Origin of the sequence: Achromobacter mucicolens, assembly GCF_029866465.1 — a bacterium.
Taxonomy (GTDB): domain Bacteria; phylum Pseudomonadota; class Gammaproteobacteria; order Burkholderiales; family Burkholderiaceae_B; genus Achromobacter; species Achromobacter mucicolens.
On the sequence record NZ_CP123364.1, the window covers coordinates 3,710,412 to 3,728,855 of the forward strand.

An 18,444-nucleotide genomic window follows, 5' to 3' on the forward strand; every position below is an offset into this window, starting at 1 on the left:
GACTCCCTTGAGCAAGTTCGTCGTCAAAAACGTCGCCGTGCTGGGTGCCGGCGTCATGGGCGCGCAGATCGCCGCCCACCTGGCCAATGCCGGCGTGCCGGTCACGCTGTTCGACCTGGCCGCCCGCGAAGGCGACCGCAACGGCACCGTCAAGAAGGCGCTGGCCGGCCTGAAAAAACTGGAACCTGCGCCGCTGGCCGGCGCCTCGCGCCTGGCGCTCATCGCGCCCGCCAATTACGATGACGACCTCGCCCGCCTGAGCGGCTGCGATCTCGTCATCGAAGCCATCGCCGAGCGCATGGATTGGAAGACGGCACTGTACGAGCGCATCGCGCCGCACGTGGCGCCCGGCGCCATCGTCGCATCCAATACCTCCGGCCTGTCCATCGACGCGCTGGCCAACGCGCTGCCCGTCGGGCTGCGCGACCGCTTCTGCGGCATCCATTTCTTCAATCCGCCGCGCTATATGCGCCTGGTGGAGATCATTGCCACCTCGCACACGCAACCGGACGTGCTGGACCAGCTGGAAACCTGGCTGACCTCCGCGCTGGGCAAGGGCGTGATCCGCGCGCTGGACACCCCGAACTTCGTTGCCAACCGCATCGGCGTGTTCTCGATCCTGGCCGCCATGCACCACACCGCGCGGCTGGGCCTGGCCTTCGACGAAGTCGACGCGCTGACCGGCCCCAAGATCGGCCGCCCCAAGAGCGCCACGTACCGCACCGCCGACGTGGTGGGGCTGGACACGCTGGCCCACGTGGTGGGCACCATGGAAAAGAACCTGCCCGACGATCCGTGGCACCGGTACTTCGCGCTACCGGACTGGCTGTCGGCGCTGATCTCCAAGGGCGCGCTGGGCCAGAAGAGCGGCGCGGGCGTCTACCGCAAACAGGGCCGCGAGATCCAGGTGCTGGATCTGAAAAAGCAGGACTACGCGCCGGGCACGGGCAAGCTGGCCGATGAAGTCGCCGCGCTGCTCAAGGAACGCGACCCGGCCAAGCGCTTTGCCGCCCTGCGCGCCAGCGAGCATCCGCAGGCGCAATTCCTGTGGAGCCTGTTCCGCGACATCTTCCACTACAGCGCCGTGCAGCTCGAGCACGTGGCCGACAACGCGCGCGACCTGGACCTGGCCATGCGCTGGGGCTTCGGCTGGTTGCAAGGCCCGTTCGAAACCTGGCAGGCCGCGGGCTGGCAGGCCATCGCCGCCGCCGTGGCCGAGGACATCGCCGCCGGCCGCGCCATGAGCGACACGCCCCTGCCCGCCTGGGTGCTGGAACCGGACCGCCAGGGCGTGCATGCGCCGCAAGGCTCGTATTCCGCCCGCACGGGCAAGCTGCATCCGCGCTCGACGTTGCCGGTGTACGCGCGCCAGCTGTTTCCGGAACGCGTCGTGGGCGAAGCCGCCGACGACCGCGGCGTCACGGTCTGGGAAAACGAAGGCGTGCGCCTGTGGAATCTGCCGCAGGTCGACGCCGGCATCGCCATCCTGTCCGTCACGTCGCGCAACCACACGCTGGGCGCCGAGGTGCTGGAAGGCGTGCTGCAGGCGGTGGCCATGGCCGAACGTGAATTCGACGGCCTGGTCATCTGGCACGACGCGCCGTTTGCGGTGGGCGCCAACCTGCAGCAGGTGGTCGAAGCCTGCGCGGCGGGCCAGTGGGACATGCTGGAGGCCACGGTCGAAAAATTCCAGCGGGCTTCGCAGTCGTTCAAGTACGCGCAGATCCCGACCGTTGCCGCGGTGCAGGGCATGGCGCTGGGCGGCGGCTGCGAATTCCTGATGCACGCCTCGCACCGCGTGCTGGCGCTGGAAAGCTACATCGGGCTGGTCGAGGCCGGCGTCGGCCTCATTCCGGCGGGCGGCGGCAGCAAGGAGTTCGCCGCGCGCGCCGCGGCGCTGGCGGCCAAGACGGCCACGCCCGGCGAAGTCTTCCCCTACCTCCAACCGGTCTTCCAGACCATTGCCATGGCCCAGGTTGCCAAGAGCGCACTGGAAGCCATCGAGGCCGGCTTTGCCCGCGAGCACGACATCGTGCTGTTCCATCCCGGCGAACTGTTGTACGTGGCCATCGGCCAGGCGCGCGCCGCGGCGCAGGCCGGCTACACGCCGCCCGCCCGCCTGCAGAACGTCCCGGTGGCCGGCCGCAACGGCATCGCCAATTTCGAGATGGTGCTGGTCAACATGCGCGAAGGCGGCATGATCAGCGCGCACGACTACCGCGTGGCCCGCAGCGCGGCCGTCGCGCTGTGCGGCGGCGAGGTCGAGACCGGCACCAAGGTCGACGAAGAATGGCTGCTGGCCGTGGAGCGCAAGGAATTCGTGGCGCTGCTGCGCACGCCCGAGACCCAGGCGCGCATCCGCCACACCCTGGAAACCGGCAAACCCTTGCGGAACTAGCCTAATGGAAATGGATATGAGCACGCAGATCCAAGACGCCTACATCGTTGCCGCCACGCGCCTGCCGGTGGGCAAGCGCAATGGCGCCTACATCACCACCCGGCCCGACGACATGCTGGCCGCCGCGCTGAACGGCGCGCTGGCGCAGGCGCCCGGGCTGGACGCCGCCCGCATCGACGACGTGATCGCCGGATGCGCCATGCCCGAGGCCGAACAGGGCATGAACGTGGCCCGCATCAGCCTGCTGCTGGCCGGCCTGCCGCAAAGCGTGGCGGGCGTCACCGTCAACCGCTTCTGCGCGTCGGGACTGCAGGCCGTGGCGGACGCCGCCGCCCGCATTCGGCTGGGCGAGGCCGACATCATGATCGGCGCGGGCACCGAATCCATGAGCGCCATGCCGCAGATCATGGGCAACAAGGTGTCCATGAACCCAGCCATCTTCGCTCACGAAGAAAACATCGGCATGGCATTTGGCATGGGCCTGACCGGCGAAAAGGTCGCCGAGCGCTGGAAGGTGTCGCGCGAGGATCAGGACGCCTTTGCGCTGGCCTCGCACCAGAAGGCCTGCGCGGCGATTGCCGCCGGCCACTTCCGCGCCGAGACCACGCCTTTTGAGGTCGTCACGCACCTGCCAGACGGCGCCAGCGGCGCGGTGCGCTTCGCGCGCCGCCTCGTCGAGGTTGACGAAGGCCCGCGTCCCGACAGCAGCCTGGAAGCGCTGGCGCGGCTCAAGCCGGTCTTCTCCACGCGTGGCAGCGTCACGGCGGGCAACAGCTCGCAGATGTCGGACGGCGCGGCGGCCGTGATCCTGGTGTCCGATCGCATCCTGCGCGAATTCAACCTGAGCCCGCTGGCCCGCTTCGTGGGCTTTGCCGTGGCCGGCGTGCCGCCCGAGGTCATGGGCATCGGCCCCGTCGCCGCCATCCCGAAGGTGCTGGAACGCGCCGGCATCAAGCAGGACGCGCTGGACTGGATCGAGCTCAACGAAGCGTTCGCGGCCCAGTCGCTGGCCGTGATCCGCGAGCTGAACCTGGATCCTGCCAAGGTCAATCCGCTAGGCGGCGCCATTGCGCTGGGCCACCCGCTGGGGGCCACGGGCGCGATCCGCACCGCGACGATCACGCACGGGCTGCGCCGCACCGGCGGCAAGTACGGGCTGGTCACGATGTGCATCGGCACCGGCATGGGCGCGGCCGGCCTGTTCGAGGCCATGTAGCCAAACGGCGGCCAGCGTGAAGCCCTACTGGTTCAAGAACCTGTCGCCCGAGTGGCGCGCGCGGCTGATGCGGGTGGGCTTCAACCTGCATCCGGCCTTTCGCGCCACCGGCGGCCGCGTGCTGCACGTGTCGCCGGACTTCCAGCACATCCGCATCAAGCTGCCGCTCTTGCGCCGCACCCGCAACATCGTGGGGTCGATGTACGGCGGCTCGCTCTTTGCGGTAACCGACGGCGCCCACCCGACAATGCTGATGTCGGCGTTGGGCCCGGATCACATCGTCTGGGACAAGGCGGCCAGCATCCGTTTCCGCAAGCCCGCCTACACCACGCTGTATGTCGACTTCCGGCTGCCGCCGGGCGAGATCGCCGAAATCCGGCGCTTGCTCGCCACGCACCACGAAACGACCCGCACCTACACGGTCGAACTGAAGGACAAGGACGACGTCGTGTACGCCGTCGTGGAACGCACGATCTACATCGCAGACAAGAAGTTCTACAAGCAGAAGAACACTGGAGGTGACAAATGCGTTTCAACCCCGGAGGGCGCACCGCCGCCCTGAGCCTGATTCTCGCGGCCTGCCTGGCGGGCGCGCCCGCCTTTGCCGACGTGGACGTTGCCGGCGTGCGCGTGCCCGAACAGCTTGCCGAAGGCAGCCAGGCGCTGACGCTGAACGGCGCGGGCCTGCGCACGCGTTTCGTCGTGAAGGTCTACGTGGCCGCGCTGTACGTCACCACGAAAAGCCACGACCCCGCGGCACTCATTGACAGCACGCAGCCGCGCCGCATGCGGCTGCGGATGCTGCGCGACGTGGACAGCAAAAGCCTGGACGGCGCGCTGCAGGACGGATTGCGAGACAATACGAGCTCGCAGGAACTTGCCGCGCTGAAAGCGCCCGCCGAGCGCCTGTCACGCTTGATGAGCGACATCGGCGCCGCCCGCGAGGGCGATGTCATCGATCTGGACTTCGATGCCCGCGGCGTCGCCATTGCCAGCAACGGCAAGCCGCGCGGCCGCATCGACGATCCCGCCTTCGCCCGCGCCCTGCTTCGCGTCTGGCTGGGCGACAGCCCCGCGCAGGCCTCCCTGAAGAAAGCCCTGCTGGGCAACTAGGGCCTTGCGCCCCAACGGAACCGCAAGACATGGAACGAATCTGGCACAAGAGCTATCCCTACGGTGTGCCCGCGGAGATCGGGACCGACAGCGCGACCACCCTGGTGACGATCATCCAGGAAAGCTTCCGGCGCTTTCCCGGCAAGACGGCCTACATCAGCATGGGCAAATCGATCACCTATGCCGAACTGGACGCGCTGACGCGACGCTTCGCCGCATGGCTGCACGCGAACGGCCTTGGCCGCGGCGACCGCGTCGCGCTGATGATGCCCAATCTGCTGCAGTATCCCGTCTGCCTCTTCGGCGCCCTGCGCGCCGGCTGCATCGTGGTGAACTGCAACCCGCTCTACACCGCGCACGAGCTTGAACACCAGCTTGCCGATGCGGGCGCGCGCGCCATCGTGGTCGCGGACAACTTTGCGGCCACACTGCAAAAGGCGTTGCCCGCCACGCAAATCGAACGCGTGCTGGTGACGTCCATCGGCGAGATGCTGGGTCCCATCAAGGGTCGTCTTGTGGACTTTGCCGTGCGGCGCGTCAAGCGCATGGTGCCGGCGTGGTCGCTGCCCGGATCGCAGAAACTGGGCGATGCGCTGCGCCAAGCCCGCGACCTGCCGTTCGCCGACGTGCCGCTCACGGCTGCCGACCTGGCGTTCCTGCAGTACACGGGCGGCACGACCGGCGTCGCCAAAGCCGCCATGCTGTCGCACGGCAACCTGGTGGCAAACGTCAGCCAGGCCTACGCCTGGGTCAGGCCCCTGGTGAAAGACGGCGAGGAATGCATCGTCACAGCCCTGCCGCTGTATCACATCTTTGCGCTGACGGCGAACTGCCTGACGTTCATGAAACTGGGCGCAAGCAACCTGCTCATCATCAATCCGCGCGATATTCCGGGGCTGATAAAAGAGATGGGCAAGGTGCCGTTCTCGGCGTTCACAGGCGTGAACACGCTCTTTAACGCGCTGCTCAACCACCCGGATTTTGCCCACCTGGATTTCTCGCGGCTGCGCTTGACGATGGGCGGCGGCATGGCGGTGCAGCGCTCGGTCGCAGACCGCTGGCGCGCCGCGACGGGCGTGTCGATCGCGCAGGCTTACGGGCTCACGGAAACGTCGCCCGCCGTCACCATCAATCCCCTGGACACCAAGATCTTCAACGGGTCCATAGGCTTGCCCGTGCCCTCCACCGACCTGTCGATCCGCGACGACGCCGGCCGTGAACTGGGCGTCGGGGAAACCGGCGAGATCTGCGTGCGCGGCCCGCAGGTCACAGAGGGCTATTGGAACCGGCCGGACGAGACGGCGCTGGTCATGTACCCGGACGGCTTCCTGCGCACGGGCGACATCGGCTACGTCGACGAGACGGGCTATGTCTATCTGGTCGACCGCAAGAAGGACATGATCCTGGTGTCGGGCTTTAACGTGTACCCGAACGAAGTCGAGGACGTGGCCGCGCTGCACCCGGGCGTGCGCGAGGTGGCGGCGGTGGGCGTGCCCGACGAGCGCTCCGGCGAAGCCGTCAAGCTCTACGTCATCCGCAAGGATCCCACGCTGGACGCGGACACGTTGATCGCGCATTGCCGCACGCAGCTCACGGGGTACAAGGTGCCTCGGTATATCGAATTCCGCGACGACCTGCCGCGAACCACCGTGGGCAAGATCCTGCGGCGCGAACTGCGTCCGGACGCGCAAGGCGCGGCGCCGGCCAATGCGCCCCACGCGGCGAGCGACGCCATCGGCAACGCCGCCGCTCCCGCTTCCGCCATCACCCGCGAGGCGACCGGCCAGGACTGATCGCCGCGGGCGCGCCGCCTTTCCGCCCACGCGGCACTGTCGCACGCGGGCAACAGCGCCCGCGCCGTCCCCGGGCGCGGTCCTGCGCGTCAACCCGCTGAATTCGCAAGGCTTTTCTTCGGCAATTCCCAAAGCCCCGCGCTGCAGCAGGGCTTTTTTACATCTTCCCCGACGTCCGCTATTGGCTGTGTCCATCAACACAATTAATAATCGTTATCGTTGTTATTTCTATGACTAACTGGACGCGCCCTTAGCCGCGCCAGTGGGGAGATCCTTTTGAAACGCCATCACACTCCGGCCGCCCTGCGCGCGCGGCTGCGCCCCCGTGTTCCCGCCGCCGCCGCGCTGGCCGCCTGCCTGGGCGCGGGTGCCGCGCACGCGCAACCCGAGCAGCCCGCCACGCTGCCCGCCGTGCAGGTCCTTGGCACCGGCGAGACCGCCACCGGCCCCGTCGACGGCTACGTCGCCCGGCGCAGCGCCACCGGCACCAAGACCGACACGCCGCTATCCGAGACGCCGCAAGCGATCACCGTGATCCCGCGCGAGCAGATCATCGACCAGGGCTCGCAGAACGTGCAGGACACGATGAACTACGCGGCGGGCGTGCGTCCGAACGCCTACGGCGTGGACAACCGCGGCGATTACGTGCGCGTGCGCGGCGTGGAGCCCGTGCAGTATCTGGACGGCCTGCGCCAGTTCTTCAACTACAACAACCCGCGCACCGAGGTCTACGGCCTGGAACGCGTCGAGGTGCTGCGCGGCCCGGCGTCGATGCTGTACGGACAGGGCAGCACGGGCGGCATCGTCAACCTGGTCAGCAAGCGCCCGCAGGCAGAACAGCAGGGCGAAATCGGCGTGCAGCTGGGCAACTTCAACCGCCGCGAAATCCAGGCGGACATCACCGGCCCGCTGACCGAGGACGGCCAGTGGCTGTACCGCGTGGTGGCCCTGGGCCGCGACAGCGACACGCAGGTGCAGTACGCGCAGGACGACCGGATGTTCCTCGCCCCGTCGCTCACGTGGCAGCCCAGCGCGGCCACCTCGCTCACGCTGCTGGCCTCGTGGCAGAAGGACCGGTCCGGCACGACGCAGTCGTTCCTGCCCTGGAGCGGCACCGTCGACCACAATCCGAACGGCCGCATCCCCACGCGCCGCTTCGCCAGCGAGCCGGGCTTTGACGCCTACGACACCGAGCAATTCAACGTGGGCTGGCTGTTCGAACACCAGTTCAACGACACCTGGAAGGTCCGCCAGAGCTTTCGCAATACGGTCAGCAGCGTCGACTACAAGTCGCTCTATCCGAACGTCTATGGCGACCGCCGCGGCGATTCGTACATCGACGACGCGCAGACCACCGTCGACCGCTACTACTACATCAACAAGCCCCGCATGCGCACGCTGCTGGCCGACCAGAATCTGGAAGGCAAGCTGAACTGGGGCCGCACGCAGCACACCGTGATCGTGGGGATGGACTACACGCGCTACCGCGAAACCAGCCAGTCCGACAGCGGGCTGGGATCGCCGCTGAACCTGTACCACCCGGTATACGGCAACGCGCCGGACTACACGCTGACCGACACGCCCAAGCAGCGCCAGCAGCAAATAGGCTTCTACGCGCAGGACCAGATCAAGTTCGACAAGAACTGGATCCTGCTGGCGGGGATCCGCCGCGATCGCGTCGAAAGCACGACCGAGGGCCAGGACAAGGAAACCGACCAGGCCACCACCAAGCGCTTCGGCCTGATGTACGCGGCCGACAACGGCTGGTCGCCCTACGTGAGCTACAGCGAGTCCTTCACCCCCATCGCGGGCGCGGACTTCTACAACCAGCGCTGGAAGCCCATGCGCGGCAAGCAGTGGGAAGTGGGCCTGAAGTACATGCCGCCCGGCGCCGACCTGGAATTCACGGCGGCGGCGTACGACCTGCGCGAAAGCAACCGCCAGACCAACGATCCGGACAACCCCAACAACCAGATCCAGGCAGGCAAGACGCGCACGCGCGGCGTCGAACTGGAGATGCGCGGCCGCGTCACCCAGAACGTGGACGTGATCGCCAACTACATCTACACCGACATCGATCCGCAGCTTGAGGGCATGCCCAAGCACATGGCGTCGCTGTGGGGCAAATACCGCTTCACGCTTGCGGGCCAGCCCGGCTTCGCGGTCGGCGCCGGCACCCGGTTCCTGTCCAAGTTCCGCGACGGCGGCGCGCCGGAAACGCCGTCGGTGACGCTGTTCGATGCGATGGTCAGCTACACGAACGGACCGTGGCGCTACGCCCTGAACGTCAACAACATCGCGGACCGCACGTACGAAGTGGTGTGCCTGGACCGCGGAGACTGCTTCTACGGCGCGCGCCGCACGGTCATGTTGAGCGGCGCCTACCGCTTCTGACGTCCAAACCGTCCCCATATCCGGGACGTATACCGCGGGTCAACCTGTACGTACATGCTGTACGTACAGGTGTACACTACGATTTTTTCAACCGTCCGACAGACGCGCGCATGAACGTCTGCAACCCAGAAAAATCGTCCTGGAGACCCCGATAGTGTCGACCGCAACTACCCGCTCGCCCTTTTTTGGCACGATGCAGAAAATCCCCGGTGGATTGATGCTGGTGCCGCTGATCCTGGGTTCCCTGATCGGCACCTTTGCCCCCGATGCGCTCGCCATTGGCGGCTTCACCACTGCGCTTTTCAAGAACAGCGCACTGCCGCTGATCGCGCTGCTGATCTTCGCCACCGGCACGCACGTCAACGCCCGCACGGGCGGTCCCATTCTGGCCACCGCCGGCACCATCCTGCTGATGAAGACGCTGGTGCCCGCCACCCTCATCATCATCCTGGGCAGCTACGTCGGTCTTGACGGCCTGTGGGGTGTGTCGATCCTGGCGATGCTCGCCGCCTTCGACAATAGCAACGGCGGCCTGTGGCTGGCCTACACCGGCCAGTACGGCGATGCCCGCGATCGCGGCGCCTACGTGGCCAGCGCGGTCAACGACGGCCCCTTCTTCAGCCTGCTGTTCCTGGGCGCGTCGGGCCTTGCCGACATTCCGATGATCGCCCTGGTCGCCGCGCTGGTGCCCTTCCTGCTGGGCGTGGTCGTGGGCAACCTGGACCCGAAGTGGCGCGACGTGCTCAAGCCCGTGCCAAATATCGTCATCCCGTTCTTCGCCTTTGCGCTGGGCACCGGCATCAATCTGGGCGCGGTCGTCAGCGGCGGCATCAGCGGTCTGATCCTGGGCCTGATCATCAGCCCCATCACCGGCGGTCTGGTCTACCTGGGCTACCGCCTGATCCTGCGCCGCGGCGGCAAGAGCGGCCTGGGCTTTGCGGCCGGCACCACCGCCGGCAACGCCATCGCCACGCCCGCCGTGGTCGCGGCCGCCGATCCCAACTTCCAGCAATATGTGTCGGCCGCCACCGCGCAGGTCGCCGCGTGCGTGCTGATCAGTTCCATTCTGGCTCCGGTGCTGGCATCCTGGTTCCTCAAGCGCGCCGGTGAGCTCAAATCCGAGGACGCCGATGCCACCGTTGCCCCGCCCCTGACCGAAGCCCGCGGAGAGGCCTTGTGAAACCCGCCATCGCCATCGTCGCCGACGACCTGACCGGATCCGGCGACACCGCCGTGCAATTCGTGCGGGCTGGCTGGTGCACGCACCTGTCCATCGGCGGCGCGGACGAGGCCCTGGCCGGTCCCGCGCACGACGACGTCGAGGTGCTGGCCGTCACGACCAACAGCCGGGCGCTCAGCGCCGCCGATGCCACCGACGTCATCGGCCGCAACGTGCGGCAATTGCGTGAAGCCGGCGTGTCGCGCCTGTACAAGAAGGTCGATTCGACCCTGCGCGGCGCCTTCAAGGCCGAGATCGACGCGGCGCGCGACGCCTGGCGCGACGACGCCATCGCGGTGGTCTGCCCCGCCTTTCCGGCCACGGGCCGCACGGTCGAGCAAGGCATTCTGTATGTGAACGGCAAACCGGTCACCGAGACCTCGGCGGCCACCGACCCCGTGACGCCGGTAACCGAAAGCCATATCCCCACCTTGCTCGGCAGCGCCCACGTGGCGCCGCTGGCGGACGACACGCCTGAAACGCTGGCCGCGCGCATCGCGCAGGCCGGCGCCACCGTGGTGGTCGACGCCGCCACCGATGACGACCTGGAACGGCTGGCGCGCGCCGTCGGGCTGCTGGGCGAGCGCGCCCTGCCCGTGGGCGCGGGCGGACTGGCCGTGCCGCTTGCCCGCGTGTGGGCAGGCGCCGACCAGACCGCGCCTGTCGTGGTCGTGGTGACCTCGCAGCACAGCGCCGCGCGCGGCCAGGCCGCCGCGCTGCAGGCTGCGGGCGCGGACACCTGGCGCCCGTCGCTCGAGCAGCTGGCCGACGACGTGCAATGGCAGGCCTGGAGCCAGCCGCTGCTGCAGGCGCACGCGCAGGCCCCGCTGGAAGCCGGCACGATTCTGCTGCTGGCTCCCGAAGGCCAGCGCGCCGGCCTGGATTCCGACAAAGTCGCCGACCGGCTCGGCAGCCTGGCCGCGCAATTGATTGCCGCCTCGCGCGCGGCCGGCGTGGTCGCCACCGGCGGCGACGGCGCGCGCAGCGTGCTGTTGGCGCTGCAAGCCAACGGCATCGCGCTGGTGGACGAAGTGATGGGCGGCGTGCCGCTGGGCACGCTGACCGGAGGCACGGCCGCAGGCCTGCCCGTGGTGACCAAGGCCGGCGGCTTTGGCACCGAAGACGTACTGGTTCGCGCGGTTCGCGCGATCCGCGACAGGAGATTCAAGCGATGACACAAACCCCTCCCGCGAAGCTGCCCCTCTTGGCTGTGACCTTGGGCGACGTAGCGGGCATCGGGCCGGAAATCACGGCCAAGATGCTCATGGGCCACGACGAACTGCGCCAGAAGGCGCGCCTCTTCGTGGTCGGCGATGCAGACGTCATGGCCAATGCGGTGCGCAATCTGGGCGCCGACCCTTCCATCGTGCGCAAGATCGAGCGCCCGGCCGATGCGACCAACACCCCGGGCCTGATCGAAGTGCTGCAGGCCGGCCCGTCGCTGGCGCACGTGAAGTTGGGCGAGATCAGCGCGGACGCCGGCGACGGCTCGGTCCGATTTGTCACGACGGCCTGCGCCTTGGCGCGCGCCGGCGAAATCGACGGCATCGTCACCGCCCCGCTGAACAAGGCCGCCATGCACGCCGCCGGCCACAAGTGGCCCGGCCACACCGAACTGCTGGCGCATGAGTTCGGCGTCAAGACGTTCTCGCTGGTGCTGTCGGCCGGCGACCTCTACATCTTCCACGCCACGACGCACGTGTCGCTGCGCCAGGCCATCGAAGACGTGAACCCTGCCCGCATGCGCGCCGTGCTGCGGCTGGCCGGCTCGTTCGCCACCGCGCTGGGCCGTGCCGACGAACCCGTGGCGGTCGCGGGCCTGAACCCGCACGCCGGTGAGAACGGCATCTTCGGCAGCGAAGACGCCGACATCCTGGCGCCCGCCGTGGCCGAAGCCAACGCCGCCGGCATCCTGGCCGCGGGTCCCATCCCGGCCGACGCGCTGTTCCCGCAGGCCGTGCGCGGCAAGTGGAAGTTCGTGATCGCCTGTTACCACGACCAGGGCCACGCGCCCTTCAAGTCCGTGTACGGCGACGACGGCGTCAACATCACCGTGGGCCTGCCGGTCGTGCGCGTGTCCGTGGACCACGGCACCGCGTTCGACATTGCCGGCAAGGGCATCGCGCGCGAAGACAGCCTGATCCTGGCCGCCGAGCGCGCCGCGCATCTGGCCCCGGGCTGGACGCATGTATGGGAAACTGCGCGGGCACAAACCGGAGGTTGATTCCCATGGCGCCCGCCACGCACGACGCATTGCCCGATCTTGACCGCGCGGGAGACATCCCGCTGCACGCCCAGGTGGCGTCGCGGTTGCGCGGATACATCCGCACGAACAAGCTCGCGGCGGGCGCCGTGCTGCCCAGCGAGGCGGCGCTGTGCGACCGCTTCGGCGTGGCGCGCAGCGTGGTGCGCCAGGCACTGGCGGCGCTGGCCGCCGAAGGTCTCATTCAACGCGAGACCGGCCGTCCCGCCACCGTGGCGGCGCCGCAGGAACACCGCCGCCTGGTGCAGCGGTCCACCGGCCTTTACGAACAGTTTGCCCAATCGGGTGTTGCGCTGCGCACGCGCGTGCTGGCGCTGGGCCCGGCCGAGCCGCCCGCCGACGTGGCCGAGTTCTTCGGCACCACCCGCCTGTTATTGCTGGAGCGCCTGCGCCACGTGGCCGAAGCGCCGCTGGCCTACGTGCGCACCTGGCTGCCCGCCGACGCGGTGCCGGGCCTCGTCGCCGACCATCTGGCCGACGCCTCCCTGCACGGCGTGCTGACGCGGCAGTTCGGCCTGCGCCCCGGCGCGGGGCGCAACCAGATCCGCGCCGTCGCGGCCGACGACAAGCTCGCCAGGCTGCTCGACACACAGACCGGCACGCCGCTGCTGATGCTGCAAGGCCAGGGCATGGACCAGCACGGCAAGCCGCTGGAATGGTTCACCACCTGGCACCGCGCCGAACAACTGGTGTTCGACGTGGACGTCAGCATGGGACACGAAAGCGTGCAGCCGCGGCTGCATGACCCCGCCCCGGAACCGCAGCCGCCGGTCAACGGACACGATCCGCTGGCGCGCGCGCAGGCGCTGGTGGCGGAGCTGTCGGCGGAACTGGAACGCTTGCGCGGGCAGTCCTGAACCGCGGAACGCGGGCTGCAAGCAAATCGGGGCGGCATATTGCCGCCCCGATTTTTTTTGATGCGCTCAGCGCACCATGCAAGGCCGCTTGTTGTCGAACTTCCAACCCGGCACCAGGTACTGCATCGCCGTGGCATCGTCGCGCGCGCCCAGGCCATGCTGCAGGTAGAGCTGATGCGCGCGTTCAATCGCGTCCATGTCCAGCTCGATGCCCAGTCCGCCGGTCTGCGGCAGTTCGACGTAGCCGTTGCGGATCTGCAGCGGGTTGCGGGTCAGATGCTGGCCGTCCTGCCAGATCCAGTGCGTGTCGATCGCGGTGACGCGGCCCGGCGCGGCGGCGCCCACATGCGTGAACATCGCCAGCGACACATCGAAGTGATTGTTGGAATGCGAACCCCACGTCAGGCCGAACGCCTGGCACGTCTGGGCCACACGCACCGAACCTTGCAGGGTCCAGAAATGCGGGTCGGCCAGCGGAATGTCGACCGACTGCAGCGACAGCGCATGCGCCATTTCGCGCCAGTCGGTGGCAACCATGTTGGTGGCGGTGGGCAGGCCCGTGGCGCGGCGGAACTCGGCCATGACCTCGCGGCCGGAAAACACGCCTTCGGCGCCGCACGGGTCTTCGGCATAGGCCATCACGCCGTGCAGGTCGCGGCACAGCCGCACGGCGTCCTTGAGCAGCCAGCCGCCGTTCGGGTCGAGCGTGACGCGCGCGTCGGGGAAGCGCTCGTGCAGGGCGCGGATGGCTTCGACCTCTTCCTCGCCGCGCAAAACGCCGCCCTTCAACTTGAAGTCCTGAAAGCCATAGCGGTCATGAGCGGCTTCGGCCAAGCGGACGATGGCCTCGGGCGTCATGGCCTTTTCGTGCCGCACGCGCAGCCAGCCGTCGGCGTCGGGCGCCGTCTGGTAAGGCAGCGGCGTAAGCGACGAGTCGCCCACGTAGAACAGGTATCCCAGCATCTGCACGGAGGTGCGCTGCACGCCTTCGCCCAGCAGCGCGGCCACGGGAACGCCCAGGTGCTGGCCCAGCAGGTCCAGCAACGCCGATTCCACCGCCGTCACGGCATGGATCGCCACGCGCAGGTCGAAGGTCTGGGCGCCGCGGCCCGCGCTATCCAGACCGGCGAAGGCCTGGCGCATCTGGTTCAGCGTGTGCTGGTAGTTGCCGATGGAGCTGCCCGCGATAAGGGCGCGCGCGTCTTCCAGCGTGGCGCGGATCTTTTCGCCGCCAGGCACTTCGCCGACGCCGGTGTTGCCCGCACTGTCGGTCAGGATGACCAGGTTGCGCGTGAAATAAGGCGCGTGGGCGCCGCTCAGGTTGAGCAGCATGGAGTCCTGGCCGGCGACCGGCACGACGCGCATGCCGGTAATCGTGGGCGTCTGGGAGGCTTGCGATGCGTGAAGAGTCATGATTGCTTCTTGAAAATGCCCGGCCGGCGGGGCCGGGCGCGTTGCGTCATTGCACGGAGATGCCGCCGGTCTCGATGACCTGCTTCCAGCGGGCGCTTTCCTGCTGCTGGAACTTGGTGAACGCTTCGGGCGAGTTTGCGACGACCTCCAGGCCGATGTCAGTGAAGGGCTTGCTGAGCGCCGGATCCTTCAGCGCGGCGGTCAGGGCGGCGGACAGCTTGTCGCGCACGTCGGCGGGCAGGTTCTTGGGGGCCACGACGGCCTGCCAGGCATAGACGTCGACGCCGGGCACCGAGACTTCGGCGAACGTGGGCACGTCCGGCAGCACGGGCGAGCGCTTGGAACCGGTGACGGCGATGGCCTTGAGCTTACCGGACTTGATATGCGGCAGCACGGCGTTCACGTTCTGGAACGACATGTCCACCTGGTTGCCCAGCAGATCGGAAATGGCGGGCGCGCCGCCCTTGTAGGGCACATGCAGGCCCTTGGTGCCGGTCTTCTGCCAGAACAGTTCGGCGGTCAGGTGGTCGGACGAGCCCGCGCCGGAGGTCGCGAAACTGATCGCGCCCGGCTTGTCCTTCAGCAGCTTCAGCACGTCCTGCACGCTGTTGATCTGAGGCGCCAGCTTGGGGCTGACCACCAGCACATTGGGCGTCTGCACGGCCACGGTGAGATACGTGAAGTCCTTGGCCGGATCGTAGGTGATGCCCTTCATCAGGTGCGGGGCCACGACCAGCGGGGCCAGCGAGGTGACCATCAGGGTGTAGCCGTCCGGCGCGGCGCGGGCCACCTGCGACGCGCCGATGGTGCCGGTGGCGCCCGCCTTGTTTTCCACGACGAAGGATTGCTTGAGCTGTTCGCCCAGCTTGTTGGACAGCGCGCGCGCCACCGAGTCGGTTGCGCCGCCGGGCGGGAATGGGACGACGACGGTGACGGCCTTGTCAGGCCAGGCCTGCGCCGCGCCCGCGGCGGCCATCAGGGTCAATCCAAGCATCCACTTGCGCGCATTGGTCTTCATTACTGTCTCCGGATTGGGTTCTTTTAATTACGTTAACGTTAACATTTCTTTTGTTAACGTTAACATGACGGCTTTTTTAGAGTATTTCGGCGCGCAGACGGTTCGCCATCCGGACAAACCCTGACACCATCCGGCCCGCAAGGCGCGCGTCTGCGGTTAGGCTTGACGCCAATTGCACCCCGCCGTTTACGACTCCCTCTTTGATGCACCCGCCCCGCATGCCGTCCGCCGACTCCCCTTCCCGCTCCCCGGAGCGCGCCAACGTCACCGTGCGCGAGGTGGCGCAAGCGGCCGGGGTGTCGATGATTACCGTTTCGCGCGCCATCAACACGCCGCAGCAGGTCTCGCCCGCCACGCTGGACAAGGTCAACGCCGCAATCCAGGCGCTGGGCTATGTGCCCAACCTGATGGCCGGCAGCCTGCGCCTGTCGCGCAGCAACCTGGTGATGGTGCTGGTGCCCTCGATCGCCGGTTCGCTCTTTGGCGGGATGCTGACCGCGCTGACGCAGTCGCTCGAAGCCAAGGGCTTTCAGCTCATGGTTGGCCAGAGCGGCTACGACTCGCCCCGCGAGGACGCGCTGCTGCGCGCCATCATCGGACGGCGCCCGGACGGCATCGTGCTGACGGGCGTGATGCACTCGCCGCAGGGGCGGCAGCTGCTCAAGGCATCGGGTATCCCCATCGTCGAAACATGGGATGCCACAGACGCCCCCATCGACATGCTGCTCAGCCTGTCGCACGACGCCATCGGCACGGCCGTCAGCCACTACCTGCGCGATGCGGGCAAGACGCGGCAGGCGGTGCTGAGCGGCGACGACCACCGCGCCCGGCTGCGCGCCGAAAGCCTGGTTCGCGCGGCGCTGGAATCGGGCCTGCCCGAACCGTTGGTGCACTACATGCCCGCGCCGACGACGCACGCGCAAGGCCGCGAAGGCCTGCGCGCCCTGCAGCGTTCGGGCCAAGGCATCGACGCGGTGTTTTGCAGTTCCGACATGATGGCGGCCGGCGTGCTGACCGAGGCCGCGGCGCAAGGGCTGGACGTGCCTGGGCAACTGGCCGTGATGGGCTTTGGCGACATGGACATCGCTGCGTCGATGTCTCCTGCCATCACGTCCGTGCACGTGGACGGCGCCGCGATCGGCGCGCAGGCGGCCGAGATGATCGGCTTGCGCGCCAACGGCCAGCGTCCCGCGCAGTCGGTGGTGGAAATCGGTTTTCGCATCGTGACGCGCGAGAGCGCGTAGGCGGCGCGCAGCAAGGCGCGGCGGCCACGGACACGCAACCACCGATCAGGTTTGCGCCGGCGCACCGGGCACGACATGAGAACCGCGCGCACGTCGCGCGCGCTTGTCGCAGCTTGGCCGCTACGGCAAAATGTTTGCCTTCCTTGCGCCTCGCCCCGGCGCTGGCCCTTTCCATGACCGACTCCGCCCTCTTCGACCAGCACCGTTCCCGCCTTTATGGCATTGCCTATCGCATGCTGGGGGCCGTGGCAGAGGCCGAAGATGTCGTGCAGGAAGCGTGGCTGCGGTGGCATGAGGCTGACCGCGCGGCCATCCAGAACCCCGAAGCATGGCTCGTCACGGTGACCACGCGCCTGTCGATCGACCGGTTGCGCGCTGTCAAGGCTGAACGCGAACACTACGTTGGGGTCTGGCTGCCGGAACCCATGCTGATGGCGGCGCCCTCCACGCCGGAGCAGATCCATGAGCAGGCGGACGATGTGTCGGTGGCGTTTCTGTTCATGCTGGAACGCCTGTCGCCCGATGCCCGCGCGGCGTTTCTCATGCGCGACGTGTTCGATGCGGACTACGAAGACATCGCGCAAACGCTGGACAAGAACCCGGCGGCCGTGCGCCAGATGGTGCGGCGCGCGCGCCAGCAACTGCGCCAGGGCGCGCCGCGCGAGGCCGTGCCGCGCGCGACGCTGCAGCGCCTGTTGCAGGCGTTTGCCGACGCGATGCAGCGCAGCGATTTCAACGGACTGCTTGCGCTCCTGAGCGACGACGCCGAACTGATCGGCGACGGCGGCGACAAGGTGACCGCGTTTGCCAGTCTGGTGGGCGGCAAGCGGCTGGCGCAGCTCTTTTATGCGGGCAAGCGCCGGTATCGCGACGCGCTGGATGTCCGGGTGGTGCAGGTGAACGGGCAATGGACCCTCTTGCGCTTCATCGACGGCGATCTGGAATCCGTGCAGTCTTACGAGACCGATGGCGAACGGCTGACGCGGGTGCTGGTGCAGCGAAATCCGGACAAGCTTGCGGGCGTTGCCGCGGCGCTCAAGCGCTCGTGATGCGCGCGGGTGGCGTGTCGTTGGAAGGGGGATTGCGCTGCATCGGGTTTGGGAGTGGGGGAGTTTGCATGGGATTCGGCTGGGTTCTTTAGGCGCCCGGTGCGGCGTGGGCCTGGGGCGGGCGGGGCTCCGATTGCGGTCCGGAGCCTTCGCTCCGGACTGCCCCGCGCTCAACCTCGTCCGCCTTCGGCTCCCTTCGGTTTCCGCCGGGCGCATCTAAACGCCCCGCCACCCCAGGCCCACGCCACACCGGGCTCTGCCGTTGAATCTTTACGGGTGCCGGGGCGAGTCGGGTTCTTGAGGTTCTTGCACGCAGTCGTTTGGAAGAGAAGCGTCTTGCGGGGCCCGCCCCCGGGCGGCCGCGCGGGCGGCCTTCGTGGGCTTACGCGGCGTCTTGCGTCGTCGCGATGGCGCTTCGCATGTGGCTGCTTCCGCTCCTGGTGTCTGACACCCTTGTGAGATTCGCT

At 68.1% G+C, this 18,444-nt stretch carries 14 protein-coding genes; 12 read left to right on the forward strand and 2 right to left on the reverse strand.

All coding sequences use genetic code 11. The features are described from left to right. The first annotated feature begins 7 nt into the window (after positions 1-7). The 10 genes from QEP15_RS16925 (at position 8) to QEP15_RS16970 (ending at position 13,253) form a co-directional block, all read left to right on the forward strand. Entirely contained in the window at positions 8-2,398 is a 2,391-nt protein-coding gene (locus tag QEP15_RS16925; RefSeq protein WP_280147753.1) for a 3-hydroxyacyl-CoA dehydrogenase/enoyl-CoA hydratase family protein, read from the forward strand. A gap of 16 nt (positions 2,399-2,414) precedes the next feature. Further along, a complete protein-coding gene (locus tag QEP15_RS16930) occupies positions 2,415-3,614 on the forward strand; it encodes an acetyl-CoA C-acyltransferase (protein ID WP_152384978.1) in 1,200 nt (399 codons plus the stop codon). Between the two features lie 16 nt (positions 3,615-3,630). Then, positions 3,631-4,176, forward strand: a complete 546-nt coding sequence (locus tag QEP15_RS16935) for a DUF4442 domain-containing protein (RefSeq protein ID WP_056323642.1) — start codon at positions 3,631-3,633, stop codon at positions 4,174-4,176. Then, positions 4,140-4,727 (forward strand): chalcone isomerase family protein, encoded by a 588-nt coding sequence (locus QEP15_RS16940; RefSeq protein WP_280147754.1) that lies wholly within the window; start codon positions 4,140-4,142, stop codon positions 4,725-4,727. The genes QEP15_RS16935 and QEP15_RS16940 overlap by 37 nt, the downstream gene beginning before the upstream one ends. A gap of 29 nt (positions 4,728-4,756) precedes the next feature. Continuing rightward, positions 4,757-6,520, forward strand: a complete 1,764-nt coding sequence (locus QEP15_RS16945) for an AMP-binding protein (protein ID WP_280147755.1) — start codon at positions 4,757-4,759, stop codon at positions 6,518-6,520. A gap of 276 nt (positions 6,521-6,796) precedes the next feature. After that, positions 6,797-8,914: a TonB-dependent siderophore receptor gene (locus tag QEP15_RS16950; RefSeq protein WP_371825590.1), complete on the forward strand. Its 2,118-nt coding sequence runs from the start codon at positions 6,797-6,799 to the stop codon at positions 8,912-8,914. A 193-nt stretch (positions 8,915-9,107) separates the two neighbouring features. After that, positions 9,108-10,094, forward strand: coding sequence for a 2-keto-3-deoxygluconate permease (locus QEP15_RS16955; protein WP_276558103.1), 987 nt, complete (start codon positions 9,108-9,110; stop codon positions 10,092-10,094). Further along, positions 10,091-11,308 (forward strand): D-threonate kinase, encoded by a 1,218-nt coding sequence (dtnK, locus tag QEP15_RS16960; RefSeq protein WP_280147756.1) that lies wholly within the window; start codon positions 10,091-10,093, stop codon positions 11,306-11,308. Before QEP15_RS16955 ends, dtnK begins: the two co-directional genes overlap by 4 nt. Further along, the gene (gene pdxA, locus QEP15_RS16965; protein WP_152384981.1) at positions 11,305-12,357 is read left to right on the forward strand and encodes a 4-hydroxythreonine-4-phosphate dehydrogenase PdxA; all 1,053 of its coding nucleotides are present in this window, start codon (positions 11,305-11,307) and stop codon (positions 12,355-12,357) included. The genes dtnK and pdxA overlap by 4 nt, the downstream gene beginning before the upstream one ends. Positions 12,358-12,362: 5 nt before the next feature. Further along, positions 12,363-13,253, forward strand: coding sequence for a GntR family transcriptional regulator (locus tag QEP15_RS16970; protein ID WP_152384982.1), 891 nt, complete (start codon positions 12,363-12,365; stop codon positions 13,251-13,253). Between the two features lie 66 nt (positions 13,254-13,319). On the opposite strand, the gene gudD is transcribed toward QEP15_RS16970, so the two are convergent. Next, positions 13,320-14,666 (reverse strand): glucarate dehydratase, encoded by a 1,347-nt coding sequence (gene gudD / locus QEP15_RS16975; RefSeq protein ID WP_152384983.1) that lies wholly within the window; start codon positions 14,664-14,666, stop codon positions 13,320-13,322. Positions 14,667-14,712: 46 nt separating this feature from the next. Continuing rightward, positions 14,713-15,684 (reverse strand): Bug family tripartite tricarboxylate transporter substrate binding protein, encoded by a 972-nt coding sequence (locus tag QEP15_RS16980; protein ID WP_062839185.1) that lies wholly within the window; start codon positions 15,682-15,684, stop codon positions 14,713-14,715. A gap of 203 nt (positions 15,685-15,887) precedes the next feature. Between QEP15_RS16980 and QEP15_RS16985 the strand changes: the two genes are divergently transcribed. Next, positions 15,888-16,928: a LacI family DNA-binding transcriptional regulator gene (locus QEP15_RS16985; RefSeq protein WP_227741264.1), complete on the forward strand. Its 1,041-nt coding sequence runs from the start codon at positions 15,888-15,890 to the stop codon at positions 16,926-16,928. Positions 16,929-17,101: 173 nt separating this feature from the next. Then, positions 17,102-17,977 carry an RNA polymerase sigma-70 factor gene (locus QEP15_RS16990; RefSeq protein WP_226846371.1) on the forward strand — a complete coding sequence of 292 codons (876 nt, stop codon included), beginning with the start codon at positions 17,102-17,104 and terminating at the stop codon, positions 17,975-17,977. Positions 17,978-18,444: the final 467 nt, after the last annotated feature.

Excerpts from the sequence above, each read along its gene's own strand:
- QEP15_RS16930 (WP_152384978.1), top strand. The coding sequence starts at position 2,415 with ATGAGCACGCAGATCCAAGACGCCTACATCGTTGCCGCCACGCGCCTG.
- QEP15_RS16940 (WP_280147754.1), top strand. The coding sequence starts at position 4,140 with ATGCGTTTCAACCCCGGAGGGCGCACCGCCGCCCTGAGCCTGATTCTC.
- QEP15_RS16945 (WP_280147755.1), top strand. The coding sequence starts at position 4,757 with ATGGAACGAATCTGGCACAAGAGCTATCCCTACGGTGTGCCCGCGGAG.
- QEP15_RS16955 (WP_276558103.1), top strand. The coding sequence starts at position 9,108 with ATGCAGAAAATCCCCGGTGGATTGATGCTGGTGCCGCTGATCCTGGGT.
- pdxA (WP_152384981.1), top strand. The coding sequence starts at position 11,305 with ATGACACAAACCCCTCCCGCGAAGCTGCCCCTCTTGGCTGTGACCTTG.
- QEP15_RS16970 (WP_152384982.1), top strand. The coding sequence starts at position 12,363 with ATGGCGCCCGCCACGCACGACGCATTGCCCGATCTTGACCGCGCGGGA.
- gudD (WP_152384983.1), bottom strand. The coding sequence starts at position 14,666 with ATGACTCTTCACGCATCGCAAGCCTCCCAGACGCCCACGATTACCGGC.
- QEP15_RS16980 (WP_062839185.1), bottom strand. The coding sequence starts at position 15,684 with ATGAAGACCAATGCGCGCAAGTGGATGCTTGGATTGACCCTGATGGCC.
- QEP15_RS16985 (WP_227741264.1), top strand. The coding sequence starts at position 15,888 with ATGCACCCGCCCCGCATGCCGTCCGCCGACTCCCCTTCCCGCTCCCCG.
- QEP15_RS16990 (WP_226846371.1), top strand. The coding sequence starts at position 17,102 with ATGACCGACTCCGCCCTCTTCGACCAGCACCGTTCCCGCCTTTATGGC.